Here is a 20,109-nt window from a genome sequence, read left to right as displayed (position 1 = left end):
GCGGTGGGGGGGGGGGGGTGGTGGGGGGCGCGGGCGCCCGCCCCCCCGCAACGCCCCTGGCGCGGGCCCCCCCGGGGGGGGGGGTGTGGGGGGGGGGGGGGGGGGGGGGCCCCCCCCCCCCCCACCCCGGTTTTCCGTTTGTGCACGTGTGGGAGGACGCTGACATGACCATCCAGGACACGCCCGAAGAGTGGACGGTCACCGCGACCGAGACGCCCTTCCGGGGCAACAAGACGAGTGTCCGCACCGACGAGGTGGTCATGCCGGACGGGACGGTGGCGCGCCGCGACTACCAGGTCCACCCCGGGTCCGTGGCCGTCCTCGCCCTCGACGACGAGGGGCGCGTGCTGGTGCTGCGCCAGTACCGGCACCCCGTGCGCCAGAAGCTCTGGGAGATCCCGGCGGGGCTGCTGGACGTGCCCGGTGAGAATCCGCTGCACGCGGCGCAGCGGGAGCTGTACGAGGAGGCGCACGTCAAGGCGGAGGAGTGGCACGTCCTGACGGACGTCTACACCACGCCGGGCGGCTGCGACGAGGCCGTCCGCGTCTTCCTCGCACGGGACCTGTCCGAGGCGGAGGGGGAGCGCTTCGAGGTCTCCGAGGAGGAGGCGGACATGGAGCTCGCCCGGGTGCCGCTGGACGAGCTGGTGCGGGGGGTGCTGGCGGGGGAGCTGCACAACAACTGCCTGGTGGTGGGAGTGCTGGCGTTGAACGCGGCGGTGGCTTCCGGGGGCGTGGGGGTTTCCGGGCTGCGCCCCGCGGACGCGCCGTGGCCGGCGCGGCCCTTCGAGGGGTAGGCCGCGCGGGGTGACAGCGCGGGGCGCCGGGGCCGGTGCGACGATCGGTTGATCCGATCGGGGGACGTTTCCGCCGTGCTCCGCCGGACCGGCGCTCCCCGCTGAACTACGCTCGGTCACACCCGCCCGGAGCCCCGCGCGGGCGCGGCGTGATGCGGGTGGACGGGAGCGTGGCCTCGTGACGGATCAGGCGGTGGACGTGGGCGGCCGCGTCGAGGCGCCCGGCTCGGACTCCGACCGCTTCTTCGGGCGGGACCGCGAACTGAAGGCGCTCAAGGCCGACATCGGCCGCGCGGGTCTCGACACGCTCTCCGGCCGCAAGGCCCCCCGCGCCCGGGTGCTGCTGATCGCCGGACGCCCCGGATCGGGGCGCACCTCGCTCGCCCGCGAGCTGGCCCTGCGGATCGCCGCCGACTACCCGGACGGCGTGCTCCGCACCCGCCTCGCCGAACCGGGCGGCGCCCCGGTGCCCGTCGAGCGCGCGGCCCGCGACCTGCTGGACGCGCTGGAGATCCCGGCGCCCCCCGGCGCCGACGGGGACGAGCTGGCCGAGATGGTGCGCGAGGCGCTCGCGGTGCGCCGCACCGTCCTGGTGCTGGACGACGCCGCCGACGCCGAGCAGGTCGACGCGCTGCTGCCGGACAACCCCCAGTGCCTGGTCGTCGCGGTGGCCGAGGGGCCGCTCACCGGCATTCCCGACGTGCGCCCCTGCACGCTGGGCGGAATGGAGACGCGCTCCGCGGTCGAGTACCTCGCGAGCCTGATCGGCCGGGTCAGGATCACCGTCGACCCGCAGGCCGCCCAGGCACTCGTGGAGGAGTGCGGCGGCCAGCCCGCCGCGCTCGTGCTGGCGGGCGGCTGGCTCGCCGCCCACCCCAAGGCGTCCGTCGCCGACCTCGCCAAGCAGTTGCACGAACTCCCCGACGACGAGGAGCCGCGCTCCCAGGGCGCGAGGCCCCTCGCGCGCGCCTTCCGCTTCGTGTACGGGTCCCTGCCGCAGCCCGCCGCGCGGATACTGCGCCTGCTGTCCCTCGCCCCCGCCGGGCTCGCCGACGCGCACACCGCGTCCGCCCTCGCGGGCTGCTCGGTCTCGGCCGCGCAGTCCACGCTCGACGACTTCGCGGCGCTCGGCGTGCTGCACCCCTCGCGCGCGGGCTACGAGGTCGCGGGCTGTCTGGTGCCGCTGCTGCGCGGGCTGACCGAACTGCACGACCGGCCCGCCGAGGTGCAGCTGGCGCGGGCCCGGATGCTGGAGCGGACCGTGCGCCAGCTGCACGCCTGCCGGGCGGTCACCGAACCGGAGGGCTCCCCGGCCAGGAGCCGCCTCGCCGGGCTGCCGCGCTCGCTCCGCTTCCGGGGCCCGGAGGCGGCGGGGCAGTGGCTGCGGGACCGTCAGCCCGCGCTGCTCGCGTCGGCGCGCCTCGCGGTCGCCGACGGCGAACTGGACACGCTGGCGCGGCGGTTGGTCTCGGCGCTGGTGCGCGCGCTGGCCGCGCACCGGGGCACCGGGGCGGCCGCTCCCGAGCTGTACGGACTGCACCAGCTGGTCCTCGACGTCGCGGAGCGCCGCGAGCTGCCCCGCGAGCGGGCGGCGGCGCTGCTGAACCTCGCCGACCTCGACGCCGACACCGGCCGCACCAAGGAGGCGCTGGAGCGCTACCGGGCCGCGCTGGACGCCGGACGGGCCGCCGCCGACCCGTACGCGACCGGCCGCGCGATGGAATCCGTAGGCGGCACGTACCAGGAGCTGGGCGACTACCAGCGGGCGGGCGACTGGTACGGCCGGGCCCTCGCGCAGCGCCTCGCGCGCGGCGAGCGGGAGGACGAGGCGCGGCTGTACGGACGGCTCGGCGCGGTGCACACCTATGCGGGGAGGTACGGCGAGGCGCTGCGGAACTGGCGGGCCGCCGCGGCCGGATTCCGCCGCCTGGGGGACCTGCCGGCCCAGGCGCGGGCGCTCAGCGAGGCCGCCAGGGTGCAGGAGTACGCGGGGCGTCCCGCGGAGTCGCTGCGCACCTGCCGGGAGGCCGTGGAGTGGGCGCGGCAGGCCGGGGACGTACGGCTCCAGGCGGCGCTCCAGCTCAGGCTCGCGGACACGCTGGAGCGGCTCGGAGACCCGGCGGCGGCGCGATTGCACAGGTCGATGGCCGATCAGCTGCTTGGAACGGAGACCTCCGCCTACGAAATCCGTAGCGGTTCCGCTGACGATTAATGCTTTGCAAGGCTAGACAGCTGGAAATCCTTCATTAGACTGGTTCCGCCGCATCTTCTTGCGGTGTGCCCCGTTGTGCCGTGCGCGGACGGGTATGCATGTATTCACCCGAAGAATCCCCCTGAGTCAAGGACCGTGATCGACGATGAAGGTCGGCATCCCCCGCGAGGTCAAGAACAACGAGTTCCGCGTCGCCATCACCCCTGCAGGGGTGCACGAGCTGGTGCGCCACGGCCATGAGGTGCTCGTCGAGAAGAACGCCGGTGTCGGATCCTCGATCACGGACGCCGAGTACGTCTCCGCCGGTGCCCGGATCCTGGACACCGCCGACGAGGTCTGGGCCGCCGCCGACCTGCTGCTGAAGGTCAAGGAGCCGATCGCGGAGGAGTACCACCGCCTCCGCAAGGACCAGACGCTCTTCACCTACCTGCACCTGGCCGCCTCCAAGGAGTGCACCGACGCGCTCCTGGACTCCGGCACCACCGCCATCGCGTACGAGACCGTCGAGACCGCGAACCGCGCGCTGCCGCTGCTCGCCCCGATGTCCGAGGTCGCGGGCCGGCTGGCCCCGCAGGTCGGCGCCTACCACCTGATGCGCTCGGCCGGCGGCCGCGGCGTGCTCCCCGGCGGCGTCCCCGGCACCCACGCGGGCAAGGCCGTCGTCATCGGCGGCGGCGTCTCCGGCTGGAACGCCACCCAGATCGCCGTCGGCATGGGCTTCCACGTGACCCTGCTCGACAGGGACATCAACAAGCTGCGCGAGGCCGACAAGGTCTTCGGCACCAAGGTGCAGACGATCGTCTCCAACGCCTTCGAGCTGGAGAAGGCCGTCGTCGAGGCCGACCTCGTCATCGGCGCCGTCCTCATCCCGGGCGCCAAGGCCCCGAAGCTGGTCACCAACGAGCTCGTCGCCAAGATGAAGCCCGGAAGTGTACTTGTCGACATTGCGATCGACCAGGGCGGCTGCTTCGAGGACTCGCACGCGACCACCCACGCCGAGCCGACGTTCACCGTCCACGACTCGGTCTTCTACTGCGTCGCCAACATGCCGGGCGCGGTGCCCAACACCTCCACGTACGCGCTGACCAACGCCACGCTGCCGTACATCGTCTCGCTCGCCAACAACGGCTGGGTCGAGGCGCTGCGCCGCGACCCGGCGCTGGCCCTGGGTCTCAACACCCATGACGGCAAGGTGGTTTACAAGGAGGTCGCCGAGGCGCACGGCCTGGAGCACGTCGAGCTGAGCAGCCTCCTGGGCTGACGCCCCGCCTGACGCGTCAACGGGTGACGTCAACGTCACACACACGGCCGGACCTTGCCGCGCAAGGTCCGGCCGCGTGTGTATCGGGTCACTTTGCGCGGCTCGGCCAACTGGCCGCGAACATAGCCTTTTAACCGTTTCGTTCCCTTGCGAAACGTGCGGTCCGTTGCCTGCGCACCCTTGACACGGGGGCGTTCGATTGCCGACACATCGGGCCGGGTCCGGCGGATTGTGTTGCTGCGGAGCGGTGACACGCCATAGAGTCGCCAACCGTCGGCATGGTGCCACGCTGACCTATCGATAAATTTTCCTGGTCACATCCAAGGAGGTAAGACGACTTGTGAATGAGTCGACATTTACTCCCGGGGGTGCTCAGCCAGGAATGCCTGCGCGGGGCCAGAGCCCAGCTGGGTTCGAGGCTGTCGGCTCCGTCGCTGTCCGCACCTTCGCAACCCACCAGCACATGACGACAGCAGCCCCTCAGATGATGGACGGCCTAAACGTGAACGCCATGGCCGGCAACGACAGTGGCGGGGAGACCGCCACCTTCGCCGACTACGCCGAGGTGCCCGAGGGGCACTTCTACGACCCAGACGCCGAGTACGAGCCCGACCCCGAGTACGCGGCCACCCTCGCACCCGACGCCGCGAGGCAGCGCCGCGAGCGGATCGGCCCGACCGGACGGCCGCTGCCGTACTTCCCGATCCCCGGTCCGCTGACGGACCACGGCCCCGCGAAGATCATCGCGATGTGCAACCAGAAGGGCGGCGTGGGCAAGACCACGTCGACCATCAACCTGGGCGCCGCACTCGCCGAGTACGGGCGCCGCGTGCTGCTCGTCGACTTCGACCCGCAGGGCGCGCTCTCGGTCGGTCTCGGGGTCAACCCGATGGAGCTCGACCTCACCGTCTACAACCTGCTCATGGAGCGGGGCATGTCGGCGGACGAGGTGCTGCTCAAGACCGCGGTCCCCAACATGGACCTGCTGCCCAGCAACATCGACCTGTCCGCGGCCGAGGTGCAGTTGGTCAGCGAGGTCGCGCGCGAGTCCACGCTCCAGCGCGCGCTCAAGCCGCTGATGGCCGACTACGACTACATCGTGATCGACTGTCAGCCCTCGCTCGGCCTGCTCACCGTCAACGCCCTGACGGCGGCCCACAAGGTGATAGTGCCGTTGGAGTGCGAGTTCTTCGCGCTGCGCGGTGTCGCGCTGCTCACCGAGACCATCGAGAAGGTCCAGGAGCGGCTCAACCCCGAGCTGGAGCTCGACGGCATCCTCGCCACGATGTACGACTCGCGGACCGTGCACAGCCGCGAGGTCCTCGCGCGCGTGGTCGAGGCGTTCGACGACCACGTCTACCACACGGTCATCGGGCGCACCGTGCGCTTCCCCGAGACCACCGTGGCCGGTGAGCCCATCACCACGTACGCCTCGAACTCCGTCGGTGCCGCCGCCTACCGCCAGCTCGCCAGGGAGGTGCTCGCCCGGTGTCACGCCGAGTGAGTCTGCCCGGGGCCGACGAGCTGTTCCGCACGACCGGGGGCATGGGGCTGCAGTCCTCGTCCCCCGGGGCCTCCCCGTCCGCGCAGCGCCGCAAGGCGACGGCGAACGGGTCGGGCGGCGGCTCCGCGGCGCGGGTGCCCGCACCCGCCGGGGAGGCCGACCCCTCGGGGGACACGGCTCCCGCATCCGGTTCGGGTGAGGAGGAGCACTCCGCGGCAGGCGCGGAGTCCGCCGAACCGCACAGCCGGGCGGCCGATGCCGAGTCGGCGAAGGCGCCCGCCGCGCGGCGGGGCCAGGAGCCCGCGCCCTCGGTGGGCGGGCAGCGGCGCCGCGGGCGCGGCGCGAACCGGCGGCCCAGCGGCCGGGAGCGGCACGACGAGAAGATCACGGTCTACGTGTCGGCCGAGGAACTGATGGACCTGGAGCACGCGCGCCTCGTCCTGCGCGGGGAGCACGGCCTCGCCGTGGACCGCGGGCGCATAGTGCGCGAGGCGGTGGCGGTCGTGCTCGCCGACCTGGAGTCGCGGGGCGACGCGAGCATTCTCGTACGGCGGCTGCGGGGGCGTTGAGGGTAGCGTTGCGCGCTGCGCAGTCGCTTTTCCTCCCGTACGTTCCCGTCTGGACCCCGATGCCCCCTGTTGACGAATCGTCTCCTCGCCCCGCGCGGCGTCGCGCGCTGGGGCGGGGGCCGGGGGTCCTCGAAGCGACGGAGCCCGTCGCCGTCGCGGAGCCCGCCCCGGCCGTGGAAGTGGTGGAGCCCGCCCCGGCCGCGGAGCCCGTCGCGGAACCCGCGGAGCCCGCCGAGGCTCCCGACGACCCCGGTGACGGTCGGTTCACCGTTCGGCTGGCCAACTTCGAGGGCCCGTTCGACCTGCTGCTCCAGCTCATCTCGAAGCACAGGCTCGACGTCACCGAGGTGGCCCTCTCCAAGGTCACCGACGAGTTCATGGCCCACATCCGCGCCATGGGCCCCGACTGGGACCTCGACCAGACCACCGAGTTCCTCGTCGTCGCCGCGACGCTGCTCGACCTGAAGGCCGCCAGGCTGCTGCCCGTCGCCGAGGTCGAGGACGAGGCCGACCTCGCGCTCCTCGAAGCCAGGGACCTGCTCTTCGCGCGCCTGCTCCAGTACCGCGCGTACAAGCAGGCCGCGGAGGTCTTCAGCGGGCGCCTGGCGGACGAGGCGCGCCGCTACCCCCGTACCGTCGGGCTCGAACCGCACCTCGCCGAGCTGCTGCCCGAGGTCGTCATCAACATCGGCGCCGAGGGCTTCGCGAAGCTCGCCGTGAAGGCGCTCCAGCCCAGGGCCAGGCCCGCGGTGTACGTGGACCACATCCACGCCCCGCTGGTGAGCGTGCGCGAGCAGGCCGGGTTCGTCGTGGCGCGGCTGCGGGAGCTGGGCGAGGCGAGCTTCCGGGAGCTGATCGAGGACACCGACGACACCCTCACCGTCGTCGCGCGCTTCCTCGCGCTCCTGGAGCTGTACCGGGACAGGGCCGTCGCCCTGGACCAGGAGACCGCGCTCGGCGAGCTGCGCGTGCGGTGGACGGGGGAGAGCGACGGGTCGGCCGTGACCGACGAGTTCGATGTGGAGGGCTTCGACGTGGAGGGCGAGGGCGCGCGGTGAGCGTGGAGGAGCTGGAGCTGCGGCCCGCGCTGGAGGCCGTGCTGATGGTCGTGGACGAACCAGCGACCGAGGAGCACCTGGCGAAGGTGCTGGGGCGGCCCCGCAGGGCCGTCGCGGACGCGCTGCGGGAGCTGGCCGACGAGTACGCGGCGCAGGGGCGCGGCTTCGAGCTGCGGCTGGTGGCCGGAGGGTGGCGGTTCTACAGCCGCGCCGAGTACGCGGCGGCCGTCGAGGGCTTCGTCCTGGACGGCCAGCAGGCCCGGCTCACCCAGGCGGCCCTGGAGACGCTGGCCGTGGTCGCGTACCGCCGGCCGGTCAGCCGTTCCCGGGTCTCGGCGGTGCGCGGGGTGAACTGCGACGGGGTCATGCGGACCCTGCTCCAGCGCGGGCTGGTCGAGGAAGTGGGCACGGAACCCGAAACAGGTGCGATCCTGTACGGGACGACGAACTACTTTCTGGAACGCATGGGCCTGCGCGGGCTGGACGAGCTCCCGGAACTCGCGCCCTTCCTCCCCGAGGCGGACGCGATCGAGGCCGAGTCCCTTGAGGGTGTGCCGTCGTTCGATCCGGACGCTCCGGATTTCGAAGACGCAGACGACAAGACGGAAATTTGATGCGAAGCAGCAGCGGCAGGAACAGCAGCGGAAACAACGGCGGGAGCCGTGGTGGCAACAGCGGCGGCCGCGGCAGCAGCGGCGGCCGCGGCAATTACCGGGGTGCCGGTAACGGCCGCGACGACCGCCAGGGCGGCCCCAAGCGCGGCGACGACCGCCAGGGTCCCAAGCGCGGCGGCGACTCGCGCCGCCCCCGCCCCGAGGAGCGCAGCTACGACGTGGGCGGCCAGGACTCCGGCGCCCCCAAGCGCGGTCGCGGCGCGGCCGCGCGCGGCGGCGCCAAGGGCGGCCCCAAGCAGTCCCCGCAGCGCGGCGGCGGGCGCACGACCCCGGCGCGCTCCCGCGAGTACGACGCCCGAGCCGAGGAGCGCAACCGGGAGCGTTACGCGGGCAAGCCCGAGGTGAAGCTCCCCAAGACCTTCCCGGGCGCCGAGCAGGAGGGCGAGCGCCTCCAAAAGGTGCTGGCCCGCGCGGGCTACGGCTCGCGGCGCGCCTGCGAGGAGCTGATCGAGCAGGCCAGGGTCGAGGTCAACGGCGAGATCGTGCTCGAACAGGGCATGCGCGTCGAGCCGCAGAAGGACGAGATCAAGGTCGACGGCCTGACGGTCGCCACCCAGTCGTACCAGTTCTTCGCGCTGAACAAGCCCGCGGGCGTGGTCTCCACGATGGAGGACCCGGACGGCCGCCAGTCGCTCGGGGACTACGTCACCAACCGCGAGACGCGCCTGTTCCACGTGGGCCGGCTCGACACGGAGACCGAGGGCATCATCCTGCTCACCAACCACGGCGAGCTCTCGCACCGCCTCACGCACCCCAAGTACGGCGTGAAGAAGACCTACCTCGCGCACATCGTCGGACCGATCCCGCGCGACCTGGGCAAGCGCCTCAAGGACGGCATCCAGCTGGAGGACGGGTACGCCCGCGCCGACCACTTCAGGATCGTCGAGCAGACCGGCAAGAACTACCTGGTCGAGGTGACCCTCCACGAGGGCCGCAAGCACATCGTGCGACGGATGCTCGCCGAGGCGGGCTTCCCCGTCGACAAGCTCGTGCGCGTGGCCTTCGGGCCCATCGGGCTCGGCGACCAGAAGTCGGGCTGGCTGCGCCGTCTGACCAACACCGAGGTCGGCATGCTGATGAAGGAAGTCGGTCTGTAACGACCGCAGTGGCGAGCGCCAGGAACCCGCGACCGGGAACGGTCGCGGGTTTCTCGCGTTCCGGGGTTTCCTCCTTGCGGAAACGGGCACTCCCTATTTAGAGTCACCATGACCATTAAGGAGGCGGACATGAGTACCCCGCACGTGCCCGAGGGGTACGACCCGCACGCGTACGAGCCCTTCGCCGTCACCGTCGACCTCGCCGTCTTCACGGTCCGCGACAACCGGCTCCACGTCCTGCTCATCGAGCGCGGCGAAGAGCCCTACAAGGGCGCCTGGGCACTGCCGGGCGGCTTCGTACAGCCCCGCGAGTCCGCCGAACAGGCCGCACGGCGCGAACTGGCCGAGGAGACCGGGCTCGACCCCGTGACCGTCGAATCCCTCCACCTGGAACAGCTGCGCACCTACAGCGAGCCGGGCCGCGACCCCAGGATGCGCGTGGTCACCGTCGCGTACACCGCCCTCGTCCCCGACCTGCCCGAGCCGCGCGGCGGCAGCGACGCCGCACGCGCCCGGTGGGTGGCGCCCGTCGCGTACGAACGCCTCGCCTTCGACCACCAGCGGATCCTCGCCGACGCCCACGACCGCGTCGGCGCCAAGCTGGAGTACACCTGCATCGCCACCGGCTTCTGCCCGCCCGAGTTCACCGTCGGCGAGCTGCGCCAGGTGTACGAGACGGTCTGGGGCGTCGAGCTCGACCGGGCCAACTTCCGCCGCAAGGTCCTGGCCACCCCCGGCTTCGTACAGCCCGTCGAGGGCCCGCCCCGGCTGACCGGAGGGCGCGGCAAGCCCGCGGCCCTCTACCGCGCGGGCACCGCGACCACCCTCCACCCGCCCCTGCTGCGCCCCGAAGGACGGCACTCGTGATGATCACCCCGGCCAGGACCCTCACCAAACAGGCCGCGACCGGCTCGCTGCTCGGGCTCGCGCTGGGCGACGCCCTCGGCTTCCCCACCGAGTTCAACGACGTGCCCGCCATCCTCGCCAAGTGCGGCCCCTGGCGGCGGATGAAGCTGCCCAGGCCCGCGTACGTCACCGACGACACCCAGATGACCCTCGCCTTCGCGCGCGGCATCCGCACCGCCATGGACCGCGGCCTGCTCACCCCGCAGCGCCTGACCGGGCCGGTCCGCGAGGAGTTCGTCGACTGGTACCACTCGCCGGAGAACAACCGCGCCCCCGGCAGGACCTGCATGACCGCCTGCCGCAAGCTCGACAGCGACCTGCCCTGGCAGGAGGCCAGTCAGATCGGCTCCAAGGGCTGCGGCGCCAACATGCGGGTGGCCCCCATCGGCCTGGTCCCCGGGCTCAGCGCCGAGCAGCGGGCGGGCGCGGCGCAGCTCCAGGCCGCCCTCACCCACGGCCACCCCACCGCGCTCGCCGCGTCCGACTTGACCGCCCGCGCCGTCTTCCTGCTGGCGCAGGGCGCCGAGCCGATGGGCATCGTGGGCCAGCTGCGCTCCTACGCGTACGAGAACCGCGAGAAGTACCACGAGCGCTGGCTCGGCGACCTGTGGACCCGCTCGCACGACGCCGACCCCGTGGTCTTCATCAGGCGCGGCTGGGACGAGTGCCTGGCGGCCATGGACCGGCTGCTCGTCGCGCTGCGCGACCCCAACCCCGAGGTCGACCCCTGCCTGCTCACCGGCGACGGCTGGGTCGCCGAGGAGGCGCTGACCACCGGACTGCTGTGCTTCCTGCTCTTCCCCGACGAGCCGCTCACCGCTCTCCGCAGGGCCGCCTGCACCCAGGGCGACTCCGACTCGATCGCCTGCCTCGCCGGGGCGTTCGCCGGGGCCCACCTCGGCGCGGGCGCCTGGCCCACCGACTGGGCCGACCGCGTCGAGCACCAGAGCGACCTGATGTCGCTCGGCGCCCTCTGGGACGCTTGACCCATGACGACCGACCTGCGGGACCTCGACCTCCGCCCCGTGATCGCCGAGCAGCCCGATCCGCTGCTCTTCGCGACCGTGTCGGGGGCCCACCTCTACGGCTTCCCGTCCCGGGACTCGGACGTGGACCTGCGCGGCGTCCACCTGCTGCCCGTCGCCGCGCTGATCGGGCTCGGGGACCCGGAGGAGACCCGGGACCGGATGTGGGACCGGGACGGCACGGAGATGGACCTGGTCACGCACGACCTGCGGAAGTTCGTCCGGCTGATGCTCGGCCGCAACGGCTACGTACTGGAACAGCTGCTCTCGCCGCTCGTCGTGCACACCACCGAGGCCCACCGGGAGCTGGCCGCGCTCGCGCCCGCCGTGCTCACCCGGCACCACGCCCACCACTACCGGGGGTTCGCCAACACGCAGTGGCGGCTCTTCGAGAAGAACGGCGAGCTGAAGCCGCTGCTCTACGCCTTCAGGGCGCTGCTGACCGGCATCCGGCTGATGCGCACCGGCGAGGTCCAGGCCCATCTGCCCACGCTGCTCGGCGAGGCCGAGGCGCCCGCCTACCTGGCGGAGCTGATCGAGGCGAAGGAGGCCGCCGAGCACGGGCCCGCGGTCGGGCTCGCGCGCGAGGGGCTGGCCAGGGACGTGGCGGCGCTGCACGGGGTCCTGGCGGACGCGCAGGCCGCGACGGCGCTGCCGGACGAGCCGTCGGCGTACGCGGCGCTGGACGACTTCGTGGTCCGGGTCAGGCTGGCGGGGGCGGCGGGACTGAAGGGGTGGGAAGGGTCCGGGGCGTCGGTGGAGCCGGGGGCGTCGGTGGAGCCGGTGGGGCTGGGGCGCTAGGGGGTCGGCGGGGTCAGTGGGGCCGGGGGAGCCAGTGGGACCGGTGGGGCTTGTGGGGTCGGTGGGGCCGGGGGGCTGGCGGGCGCTACGGCCTCGCGGGCCGAGGCCAGGCGCGTACGGAACAGGAAGTCCGCCACGCGCGCCCGGTCCGGCCCGTCCGGGAGCGGGGAGCGGGCGGCCGCGACGTCGCACTCCGCCGAGAGCCGGGCCATCCGGTCCTCGACCACGGCCCACGGCACCTCGCCGCGCTTCACGGCCAGCAGCCCCTCGCGGTCGTCCCCGACGTCGATCGTGAGCTCTCCCGTGCGCAGCAGGTCCCGGCAGCTGCCCAGCAGCCGCAGCAGGTGCATCGCGTGCTTCCAGCGCGGCGCGCCGTGCTGCCGCACGTCGGCCTCCAGCTTCCTGCGCTGCCCCAGCGCGTAGCGGGCGAACGTCAGGTGGGCCTGCCGGGAGAGGAACGCGCCGCGCAGGGCGAGCAGTTCGCGCCCGGTGGCGTCGACGTGCTCGACGAGCGGCGAGTGCAGGCACTCCAGGATGTTGGGGTTGGCACGCAGCGCCAGCTCGCAGAAGCGTTCGAGCTCCCAGCTGAACTGTTCGTCGGCGGGACCCTCCACGTGCGTCGGAGGCTTGGCGAAGCGCCAGTAGAGCGGGGTCGGGGCGAGGAAGACGCCGCGCCGGTCGGTGTCGCTGGAGTCCGTGGCGAGGCCGAAGGCGCGCGAGCCCATCACACAGGAGTAGACGGTGTGGTCGCGCACCAGCTCTTCGGGGGACACCGGCGCTTCAGGGGCCACCGGCTCTTCGGAATCCATGCGGGCCAGGCTATGCGAGGCGCTCGCGGGGGCCGTTCCGGTGGCAGAGAACGAGCTTCTGTCCGAGATTGGCGGTATCCATTCCCCTTGTCGGAAGGGCAGGACCATGGCGGGAAACGACCTCGGCGGTCTGCTGGGCGGCCTCCTCGGCGGAGGCGGCGGGGGAGGCGGGGGCGGCGGCCAGGGCGGCGCCGGAAACATCCTCGGAGCCCTCATCGGCGCGCTCGGCAGCGGGGGAGGGGGTGGCGGTGGCGGCGCGGGCGGCGGCAGCCCCCTCGACGGGCTGATGGGCATGCTCGCCAAGTCGGGCCTGCTCGAACAGGCGCAGTCCTGGATCGCGACCGGCGACAACCAGCCCGTCAGCGGGGCGCAGATCGCCGACGCCCTGCCGGACGACACGCTCCAGCAGGTGGCCCAGCAGGCCGGGGTCTCGCCCGAGCAGGCGGCCGACGAGCTGGCCCGGACGCTCCCGCAGGCCGTGGACAGGCTGACGCCGGGCGGCGAGCTGCCGCGGGCGGAGTCCCTGGAGGACCTGATCAGGCAGCAGGGGCTCTGACGTCCCGGGCGGCGGCCGGGTCTCACAGGGCGACCGCCCGCCGCCCCGCTCCGCACGGCTGACTAGGCTTCGCCCGGAGCCCGTGTCCGCCGGGCCTGGCAGACCTGTCAGGTCCGCCAGGCCCGCCGTGTCTGTCAGGTCTGACAGGTGCGGACACCGGCTCCGAGGTCGGGCGGGCGCGGACGAGCGCGGGACGAGGAGCAGTCGGTGGCGGTACGAGCGGTGCGCGGCGCGGTCCAGCTGGAGCGGGACGAGGCGGAGCACATGGCGCAGAAGGTGGGCGAACTGCTCACCGCGATCCTGGGGCGCAACGGACTGACGTCCGACGACCTGATCAGCCTCTGGTTCACCGCCACCCCCGACCTGCACAGCGACTTCCCTGCCGCGGCCGTGCGCGGGCAGGGCGTGCTCGACGTCCCGCTGCTCTGCGCGCAGGAGCTGGACGTCGAGGGCGCCATGCCCCGCGTCGTACGGATCCTGGCGCACGTCGAGACCGACCTGACCAAGACCGAGGTCGCGCACGTGTACCTCGGTGCCGCAGCCGCCCTTCGCAAGGACATCGCCCAGTGAGAACCGCAGTCGTCATTGGCACCGGCCTGATCGGCACCTCCGCAGCGCTCGCCCTGGCCGGGCGCGGCGTCACCGTGCACCTCGCCGACCACGACCCGGACTCCGCCCGCACGGCGGCCGCGCTCGGCGCGGGCACCGACGAGCCGCCCGCCGGCCCCGTCGACCTCGCGATCGTGGCCGTGCCGCCCGCCCACGTGGCCGCCGCGCTCGCCGACGCGATGCGGCGCGGGGCGGCGCGCGGCTACCTGGACGTGGCCAGCGTCAAGGGCGGCCCGCGCCGCGAGCTGGAGGAGCTGGGCCTCGACCTCTCCTCGTACATCGGTACGCACCCCATGGCGGGCCGGGAGCGCTCGGGGCCGCTCGCCGGGACCGCCGACCTGTTCGAGGGGCGCCCCTGGGTCCTGACGCCCACCCCGGGCACGGACGTGGAGGTCCTGAACCTCGCCCTGGAGCTGGTCGCGCTCTGCCGCGCCGTACCCGTGGTGATGGACGCCGACGCCCACGACCGGGCCGTCGCGCTCGTCTCGCACACCCCGCAGCTGATCTCCTCGATGGTCGCCGCGCGCCTGGAGGAGGCCGACGAGACCGCAGTGCGCCTCTGCGGCCAGGGCATACGCGACGTGACCCGCATCGCCGCCTCCGACCCGCGCATGTGGGTGGAGATCCTGTCGGCGAACCCGGGCCCGGTGGCCGACGTGCTCGCCGGGGTCGCCGCCGACCTGGACGAGACGGTGCGCGCGCTGCGGGCCCTGCAGTCGGCGGACGACACCAAGCGGCAGGGCGGCGCCTCGGGCATCGAGGACGTCCTGCGGCGCGGCAACGCGGGGCGCGAACGGGTGCCGGGCAAGCACGGCGCGGGCGGCCCCGCCGTCTACGAGGTCGTGGCCGTGTTCATCAGCGACGAGCCGGGCGAGCTGGCCCGCATCTTCGCGGACGCCGGGCGCGCCGGGGTCAACGTCGAGGACGTCCGCATCGAGCACGCGACGGGACAGCAGGCGGGCTTCGTCCAGCTCATGGTGGAGCCGTCGGCCGCCCCCGGGCTCACGACGGCGCTGCGCGAGCGGGGCTGGGCGATCCGGCAGTAGCCGGGGCGCGGTACGGGCGCGGTACGGGCCCCGGGCGGCACGGGACGGCCGGGGCCCGTACCAGCGGTCCGGGGCCGCCGGGAACGGGTCTTTGGGGCGCCGCACGGGCGGTACGGGGGGCGCGTGGGCGAGGGGGCGCCGGGGACTCGGTAACCTTGTACGGGGCCCGTGTGCGCTCCGCTGCCCTCACCCCGTGTACTCAGGAAGGTGTCCGCCACCGTGGAATCCGTGATCGTCGCCATCGACGGGCCCTCCGGCACCGGCAAGTCGAGCACGTCCAAGGCGGTCGCCGCCAAGCTGGGCCTCAGCTACCTCGACACCGGCGCGCAGTACCGCGCGATCACCTGGTGGATGATCAGCAACGGGATCGACACCGACGACGCCGACGCGATCGCCGCCGCGTCCGGCAAGCCCCTGCTGATCTCCGGCACCGACCCCTCCGACCCGACGATCACGGTCGACGGCGCGGACGCCTCGGGCCCGATCCGCACCCAGGAAGTGACCTCGAAGGTCAGCGCGGTCAGCGCCGTGCCCGAGGTCCGCTCCCGGATCACCGAGCTCCAGCGCACCATCGCGGCCGACGCCCCCGGCGGCATCGTCGTCGAGGGCCGGGACATCGGCACCACCGTGCTGCCCGACGCCGACCTCAAGGTCTTCCTGACCGCCTCGCCCGAGGCCCGCGCGGCCCGCCGCAGCGGCGAGCTGAAGGGCGCCGACGTCAAGGCCACCCAGGAGGCCCTGGTCAAGCGGGACGCGGCCGACTCCAGCCGCAAGACGTCCCCGCTCGCCAAGGCCGACGACGCCGTCGAGGTCGACACCACCGAGCTGACCCTCCAGCAGGTCATCGAGTGCGTCGTCACCCTCGTCGAGGAGAAGCGGGCCGCGAAGTGACCGAGCGCGGTGCCGCCGTCGGGCGGGGGATCGGCATCGGGCTGATGTACGGGCTGTGGAAGCCGCGCGTGCTGGGCTCCTGGCGGGTGCCGGCGAGCGGTCCCGTGATCCTCGCCGTGAACCACTCGCACAACATCGACGGACCCATGGTGATGGGCACGGCCCCCAGGCCCGCCCACTTCCTGATCAAGAAGGAAGCCTTCGTCGGGCCGCTCGACCCGTTCCTGCGGGGCATCGGCCAGGTGAAGGTGGACCGGTCGACCGCGGACCGCGGCGCCATAGCCGAGGCGCTGGGCGTGCTGGAGGACGGCGGAGTGCTCGGGATCTTTCCCGAGGGCACCAGGGGCGAGGGCGACTTCGCCTCGCTGCGCGCCGGGCTCGCCTACTTCGCCGTACGCTCGGGGGCGGCGATCGTCCCGGTCGCCGTCCTGGGAAGCACCGAGCGCCGCGGACGGTTGATCAAGGGGCTGCCGCCGCTCAGGAGCCGCGTCGACGTCGTGTTCGGCGACGCCTTCCAGGCCGGGGACGGCAGCGGCAGACGTACCCGCAAGGTGCTGGACGAGGCCACCGTGCGGATCCAGGAGCGGCTGACCGGCCACCTGAAGGACGCCAAGCGCCTCACCGGGCGCTGAGCGAGACTTGACCCCAGTACCCCAGTAGTGGTCCGTGCGTCTCACGGGCCATCGATGATGATGAACGAGGAACGGACTTCATGAACGACCAGCACGACCACGGAGCGCTTGGCGACGCCGAGTACGCAGAGTTCATGGAGCTCGCCGCGGAAGAGGGCTTCGACCTCGATGACGTCGAGGGCGCCATCGGCGAGGCGAGCGGCGGCCCGCTGCCCGTCCTCGCCGTCGTCGGCCGCCCGAACGTCGGCAAGTCGACGCTCGTCAACCGCATCATCGGCCGCCGCGAGGCGGTCGTCGAGGACAAGCCCGGCGTGACCCGCGACCGCGTCACCTACGAGGCCGAGTGGGCCGGGCGCCGCTTCAAGGTCGTCGACACCGGCGGCTGGGAGCAGGACGTCCTGGGCATCGACGCGTCCGTCGCCGCCCAGGCGGAGTACGCCATCGAGACCGCCGACGCCGTCGTCTTCGTGGTGGACGCCAAGGTCGGCGCCACCGACACCGACGAGGCCGTCGTCAAGCTGCTGCGCCGCGCGGGCAAGCCCGTGGTGCTCTGCGCCAACAAGGTCGACGGCCAGAGCGGCGAGGCGGACGCCACCGCCCTGTGGTCGCTGGGCCTGGGCATGCCGCACCCCGTCTCCTCGCTGCACGGCCGCGGCACGGGCGACATGCTCGACGCCGTCCTGGAGGCGCTGCCCGAGGCCCCGGCGCAGACCTTCGGCACGGCGATCGGCGGACCGCGCCGCATCGCGCTGATCGGCCGCCCGAACGTCGGCAAGTCCTCGCTGCTGAACAAGGTGGCCAAGGAGGAGCGGGTCGTCGTCAACGAGCTGGCCGGCACCACCCGCGACCCGGTCGACGAGCTGATCGAGCTGGGCGGCGTCACCTGGAAGTTCGTCGACACGGCGGGCATCCGCAAGAAGGTGCACCTCCAGCAGGGCGCCGACTACTACGCCTCGCTGCGCACGGCCGCCGCCGTCGAGAAGGCCGAGGTCGCGGTCATCCTGATCGACACGACCGAGTCCATCAGCGTCCAGGACCAGCGCATCATCACCATGGCCGTCGAGGCCGGCCGCGCGATCGTGATCGCGTACAACAAGTGGGACGAGCTCGACGAGGAGCGGCGCTACTACCTGGAGCGCGAGATCGAGACCGAGATGCAGCAGGTCGCCTGGGCGCCCCGGGTCAACGTCTCCGCGCTGACCGGCCGCCACATGGACAGGCTGGTCCCGGCGATCGAGACGGCCCTCGCGGGCTGGGAGACGCGCGTCCCGACCGGTCGGCTGAACGCCTTCCTCGGCGAGATCGTCGCCTCGCACCCGCACCCGGTGCGCGGCGGCAAGCAGCCCCGCATCCTCTTCGGCACCCAGGCGGGCACCAAGCCGCCGCGGTTCGTGCTCTTCGCCTCGGGCTTCCTGGAGGCGGGCTACCGCCGCTTCGTGGAGCGCAGGCTGCGCGAGGAGTTCGGCTTCGAGGGCACCCCGATCCACATCTCGGTGCGGGTGCGAGAGAAGCGCAGCAAGAAGAAGTAGCGCTCCGTGCGAGAAGGGCGCCGTTCCCGCGGGAACGGCGCCCTTCTCGTGCGTACGGTCCGGTGGCCGCTACTGGCCCCTGCGGGGGGCGGGCGGCAGCGCCGCCGGGAGGTGGCCGCCGACCTGGCCGACGCGCTGCCAGCCGCCGAACTGCCAGACACCGGTCTGGCCCGCTCCGCCCGGGGCGGGAGCGGACTGGGGGTGGTGGCCGGGCTGCCCGACGTGACCGGTGTGACCCGTGTGGCCGTGCTGCCCCGGGTTTCCGACCTGGCCGTGCGGACCGGTGGGCCCCAGGTGTCCCAGGTGCCCCTGGTGGCCGGTGGCGGCCGCGTGGCCCAGCTGTCCCGAGTGCCCCAGCTGTCCGGTGTTTCCCATGTTTCCCAGGGGCATGTGCCCCAGCTGTCCCGTGTAGCCCAGGTGCCCCGGCTGTCCCAGGGGGGACACCTGCCCGCCCGGTCCCGTTCCGCCGTGTCCCAGCTGCCCCAGATGGCCGCCGTGCCCCCCGTACCCGGTGTGGCCCGTGCGGCTGCCGTACGGGCCGTGTCCGAACGCCGTGAACGCCAGGTCCTCCTCGCCCGAGCGGTCCCCGGGCAGTGCCCGGAACGCCCTGAGGTACTCGGAGTAGAGCGCGTCGAAGATCGGGGTGGAGGACTGGTTCCCCGGGGCGTCTCCCGAGTGGCGCATCGAGGGGATCTGGCTCTGGTAGGACTGGCGCGAGGGATCGTATGGGTGCACGTATCTGCCAACGACCCCGCTCCCGGTCGGATGCGGCCGGTGCGGGGAAATCGCAGATAGGCGGGGGTGTACGGGCGTCGCGGTGTGCGCGGGGCGCACGGTCTCAGGTCCCGGCCAGCGGCATGCTCGCCGCCACCAGCATGCCCTTGGCCGCCGCCCGCTCCAGGGCGTCCCGCAGCAGGTCCTCGCGGGGCTGCTGGCCGATCGAGCCCACCGGGGCGCAGAACAGCAGGACCGTCCGGGACTTGTTGGCCGCGGCCCGCCAGCCCTCGGTGACCTGGAGCGGCTGGTGCGCCTGCCACCAGGCGACCGGGCTGCCGCCGCCGGTGCCGGGCTGGAGGATCGCGTGCAGCTGGCCCATGGCGAGCAGCACCGACCAGCCGTGCAGCGGCCCCGGCAGTCCGTTCACGTCGCCGACCGGGGTGAAGCCCTGCTCGATGAGGAGGGGCAGGAAGTCGTCGGCGGGGCCGGTCGAGCCGGGCCGGGCGATCGGGCCGGTCGGCTCGACCACCAGGGCGGGGCGCAGCTCGCCGTCGATCAGGACGAGTCCGCTGGTCACGCCGAGGACGGCCTGGTCGCCCTGGCCCCCGGACTCGGTGCCGGTGATGGACCGTACGGCTCCCTGGAGCTGGTCCTCGGCGACCGCGACGACCTGGGAGGGGATGCAGGTGGCGTGGGCGAAGGCGAGGACCGCGGTCTCTTCACCGACGAACAGCACGGTGCTGGTGCGTTCCTGGTCGGAGTCGCCGGGGGTGCGGCAGGAGGTGCAGTCGTAGTGGCCGGGGGTGCCGTCACCCGAGAGCAGCCGATTGGCCTCTTCGTCGCCGATCTCGGCGCGGACGTCCTCGCTGACGTCGAGCATGCGCGGCAAGGGGGACTCCTCGGAACTGTGCGTGACGCCGGGCGGCTCCCGGCTCGTAAAAGTGACAACGGCGGATCTGTGGCCCGAGTCACGCGGCAGGGAGAACGGAATCGAACCATCCGGAGCGGAGGGTGAGTCGATGGCCGGAATTGCTCACTCCGTGTCAACCTCCGCTGATCACGCATGAGTTGATCTGGTGAGGTGAGTCACAGATCAGCGCGGTGCGAGGTCGACAAATCGTGATATCAGTGAATCAAGTGGGTGGCCTGAATTGGCTGTTACTCGAAGTAACGGGCAACTGGCCTGGAATGACAAGGGAACGGTTGATATCGGGTCCGTCGGGTCCCTAGATTCCACCGCCGTGTGCACCGAGCACCGTCCGGGTACGTCCGCCGCCGCACAGCCAGCACGGCACGAGCACGGCACGAGTACCGACCGGCGGACGGAGCGGTGCGGGGGTGCGCGGGACCGCTCCGCGCCGAGGGGCCCGCGCGCCCCCGGGACGGCTCCGCGCCGAGGGGTCTACGTGCCCCCGG

General features: G+C 72.9%; 20 protein-coding genes. 17 read left to right on the top strand and 3 right to left on the bottom strand.

Going from position 1 to position 20,109, the window contains the following annotated elements; all coding sequences use genetic code 11:
* Positions 1 to 164: 164 nt before the first annotated feature.
* From ACIBNE_RS28050 to ACIBNE_RS28000, 11 genes are all read left to right on the top strand, one after another.
* Positions 165 to 797: an NUDIX domain-containing protein gene (locus tag ACIBNE_RS28050; RefSeq protein WP_399276261.1), complete on the top strand. Its 633-nt coding sequence runs from the start codon at positions 165 to 167 to the stop codon at positions 795 to 797.
* A 178-nt stretch (positions 798 to 975) separates the two neighbouring features.
* Positions 976 to 3,009 carry a tetratricopeptide repeat protein gene (locus tag ACIBNE_RS28045; RefSeq protein WP_399276259.1) on the top strand — a complete coding sequence of 678 codons (2,034 nt, stop codon included), beginning with the start codon at positions 976 to 978 and terminating at the stop codon, positions 3,007 to 3,009.
* 145 nt (positions 3,010 to 3,154) lie between these two features.
* Positions 3,155 to 4,270, top strand: a complete 1,116-nt coding sequence (gene ald / locus ACIBNE_RS28040) for an alanine dehydrogenase (protein WP_399276256.1) — start codon at positions 3,155 to 3,157, stop codon at positions 4,268 to 4,270.
* A gap of 382 nt (positions 4,271 to 4,652) precedes the next feature.
* Positions 4,653 to 5,774 carry a ParA family protein gene (locus ACIBNE_RS28035; RefSeq protein ID WP_399276254.1) on the top strand — a complete coding sequence of 374 codons (1,122 nt, stop codon included), beginning with the start codon at positions 4,653 to 4,655 and terminating at the stop codon, positions 5,772 to 5,774.
* A complete protein-coding gene (locus ACIBNE_RS28030; protein ID WP_399276320.1) occupies positions 5,771 to 6,343 on the top strand; it encodes a hypothetical protein in 573 nt (190 codons plus the stop codon). The genes ACIBNE_RS28035 and ACIBNE_RS28030 overlap by 4 nt, the downstream gene beginning before the upstream one ends.
* Positions 6,344 to 6,402: 59 nt before the next feature.
* The gene (locus tag ACIBNE_RS28025; RefSeq protein WP_399276252.1) at positions 6,403 to 7,401 is read left to right on the top strand and encodes a segregation and condensation protein A; all 999 of its coding nucleotides are present in this window, start codon (positions 6,403 to 6,405) and stop codon (positions 7,399 to 7,401) included.
* Positions 7,398 to 8,015 (top strand): SMC-Scp complex subunit ScpB, encoded by a 618-nt coding sequence (gene scpB / locus ACIBNE_RS28020; protein ID WP_399276250.1) that lies wholly within the window; start codon positions 7,398 to 7,400, stop codon positions 8,013 to 8,015. Before ACIBNE_RS28025 ends, scpB begins: the two co-directional genes overlap by 4 nt.
* Complete coding sequence (locus tag ACIBNE_RS28015) at positions 8,015 to 9,172, top strand: pseudouridine synthase (protein ID WP_399276248.1); 1,158 nt, start codon at positions 8,015 to 8,017, stop codon at positions 9,170 to 9,172. Before scpB ends, ACIBNE_RS28015 begins: the two co-directional genes overlap by 1 nt.
* A gap of 129 nt (positions 9,173 to 9,301) precedes the next feature.
* Positions 9,302 to 10,039: an NUDIX hydrolase gene (locus ACIBNE_RS28010; protein ID WP_399276246.1), complete on the top strand. Its 738-nt coding sequence runs from the start codon at positions 9,302 to 9,304 to the stop codon at positions 10,037 to 10,039.
* Positions 10,039 to 11,064 carry an ADP-ribosylglycohydrolase family protein gene (locus tag ACIBNE_RS28005; protein ID WP_399276318.1) on the top strand — a complete coding sequence of 342 codons (1,026 nt, stop codon included), beginning with the start codon at positions 10,039 to 10,041 and terminating at the stop codon, positions 11,062 to 11,064. Before ACIBNE_RS28010 ends, ACIBNE_RS28005 begins: the two co-directional genes overlap by 1 nt.
* A gap of 3 nt (positions 11,065 to 11,067) precedes the next feature.
* Positions 11,068 to 11,904: a DNA polymerase beta superfamily protein gene (locus ACIBNE_RS28000; RefSeq protein ID WP_399276244.1), complete on the top strand. Its 837-nt coding sequence runs from the start codon at positions 11,068 to 11,070 to the stop codon at positions 11,902 to 11,904.
* Here ACIBNE_RS28000 and ACIBNE_RS27995 read toward each other — a convergent pair.
* Positions 11,901 to 12,713 (bottom strand): DNA polymerase beta superfamily protein, encoded by an 813-nt coding sequence (locus ACIBNE_RS27995; protein ID WP_399276242.1) that lies wholly within the window; start codon positions 12,711 to 12,713, stop codon positions 11,901 to 11,903. The genes ACIBNE_RS28000 and ACIBNE_RS27995 overlap by 4 nt on opposite strands.
* 106 nt (positions 12,714 to 12,819) lie before the next feature.
* Between ACIBNE_RS27995 and ACIBNE_RS27990 the strand changes: the two genes are divergently transcribed.
* The 6 genes from ACIBNE_RS27990 (at position 12,820) to der (ending at position 17,976) form a co-directional block, all read left to right on the top strand.
* Entirely contained in the window at positions 12,820 to 13,269 is a 450-nt protein-coding gene (locus ACIBNE_RS27990) for a YidB family protein (RefSeq protein WP_399276240.1), read from the top strand.
* 207 nt (positions 13,270 to 13,476) lie between these two features.
* Positions 13,477 to 13,839 (top strand): chorismate mutase, encoded by a 363-nt coding sequence (gene aroH / locus ACIBNE_RS27985; RefSeq protein ID WP_399276238.1) that lies wholly within the window; start codon positions 13,477 to 13,479, stop codon positions 13,837 to 13,839.
* The gene (locus tag ACIBNE_RS27980) at positions 13,836 to 14,924 is read left to right on the top strand and encodes a prephenate dehydrogenase (protein WP_399276236.1); all 1,089 of its coding nucleotides are present in this window, start codon (positions 13,836 to 13,838) and stop codon (positions 14,922 to 14,924) included. Before aroH ends, ACIBNE_RS27980 begins: the two co-directional genes overlap by 4 nt.
* A gap of 228 nt (positions 14,925 to 15,152) precedes the next feature.
* Positions 15,153 to 15,815 (top strand): (d)CMP kinase, encoded by a 663-nt coding sequence (gene cmk, locus ACIBNE_RS27975; RefSeq protein ID WP_399276316.1) that lies wholly within the window; start codon positions 15,153 to 15,155, stop codon positions 15,813 to 15,815.
* On the top strand, positions 15,773 to 16,447 hold the full coding sequence (locus ACIBNE_RS27970) for a lysophospholipid acyltransferase family protein (RefSeq protein WP_399276234.1): 675 nt from the start codon (positions 15,773 to 15,775) through the stop codon (positions 16,445 to 16,447). The genes cmk and ACIBNE_RS27970 overlap by 43 nt, the downstream gene beginning before the upstream one ends.
* 80 nt (positions 16,448 to 16,527) lie before the next feature.
* Complete coding sequence (gene der / locus ACIBNE_RS27965; protein WP_399276232.1) at positions 16,528 to 17,976, top strand: ribosome biogenesis GTPase Der; 1,449 nt, start codon at positions 16,528 to 16,530, stop codon at positions 17,974 to 17,976.
* A 69-nt stretch (positions 17,977 to 18,045) separates the two neighbouring features.
* Here the strand turns inward: der and ACIBNE_RS27960 are convergent, their stop codons facing one another.
* A complete protein-coding gene (locus tag ACIBNE_RS27960) occupies positions 18,046 to 18,711 on the bottom strand; it encodes a hypothetical protein (RefSeq protein ID WP_399276231.1) in 666 nt (221 codons plus the stop codon).
* 103 nt (positions 18,712 to 18,814) lie between these two features.
* Positions 18,815 to 19,582, bottom strand: coding sequence for a hypothetical protein (locus ACIBNE_RS27955; protein WP_399276229.1), 768 nt, complete (start codon positions 19,580 to 19,582; stop codon positions 18,815 to 18,817).
* Positions 19,583 to 20,109: the final 527 nt, after the last annotated feature.

Origin of the sequence: Streptomyces sp. NPDC050504 (genome assembly GCF_044458065.1) — a bacterium.
Taxonomy (GTDB): domain Bacteria; phylum Actinomycetota; class Actinomycetes; order Streptomycetales; family Streptomycetaceae; genus Streptomyces.
This window is presented reverse-complemented; position numbering and strand designations above follow the sequence as displayed.

Bases quoted from the DNA above. Each gene is read 5' to 3' on its own strand.
- ACIBNE_RS27990 (WP_399276240.1), top strand. From the start codon at position 12,820: ATGGCGGGAAACGACCTCGGCGGTCTGCTGGGCGGCCTCCTCGGCGGA.
- ACIBNE_RS28015 (WP_399276248.1), top strand. From the start codon at position 8,015: ATGCGAAGCAGCAGCGGCAGGAACAGCAGCGGAAACAACGGCGGGAGC.
- der (WP_399276232.1), top strand. From the start codon at position 16,528: ATGAACGACCAGCACGACCACGGAGCGCTTGGCGACGCCGAGTACGCA.
- ACIBNE_RS28005 (WP_399276318.1), top strand. From the start codon at position 10,039: ATGATCACCCCGGCCAGGACCCTCACCAAACAGGCCGCGACCGGCTCG.
- ACIBNE_RS28025 (WP_399276252.1), top strand. From the start codon at position 6,403: ATGCCCCCTGTTGACGAATCGTCTCCTCGCCCCGCGCGGCGTCGCGCG.
- ACIBNE_RS28035 (WP_399276254.1), top strand. From the start codon at position 4,653: ATGCCTGCGCGGGGCCAGAGCCCAGCTGGGTTCGAGGCTGTCGGCTCC.
- ald (WP_399276256.1), top strand. From the start codon at position 3,155: ATGAAGGTCGGCATCCCCCGCGAGGTCAAGAACAACGAGTTCCGCGTC.
- ACIBNE_RS28050 (WP_399276261.1), top strand. From the start codon at position 165: ATGACCATCCAGGACACGCCCGAAGAGTGGACGGTCACCGCGACCGAG.
- ACIBNE_RS27995 (WP_399276242.1), bottom strand. From the start codon at position 12,713: ATGGATTCCGAAGAGCCGGTGGCCCCTGAAGCGCCGGTGTCCCCCGAA.
- ACIBNE_RS28010 (WP_399276246.1), top strand. From the start codon at position 9,302: ATGAGTACCCCGCACGTGCCCGAGGGGTACGACCCGCACGCGTACGAG.
- ACIBNE_RS28000 (WP_399276244.1), top strand. From the start codon at position 11,068: ATGACGACCGACCTGCGGGACCTCGACCTCCGCCCCGTGATCGCCGAG.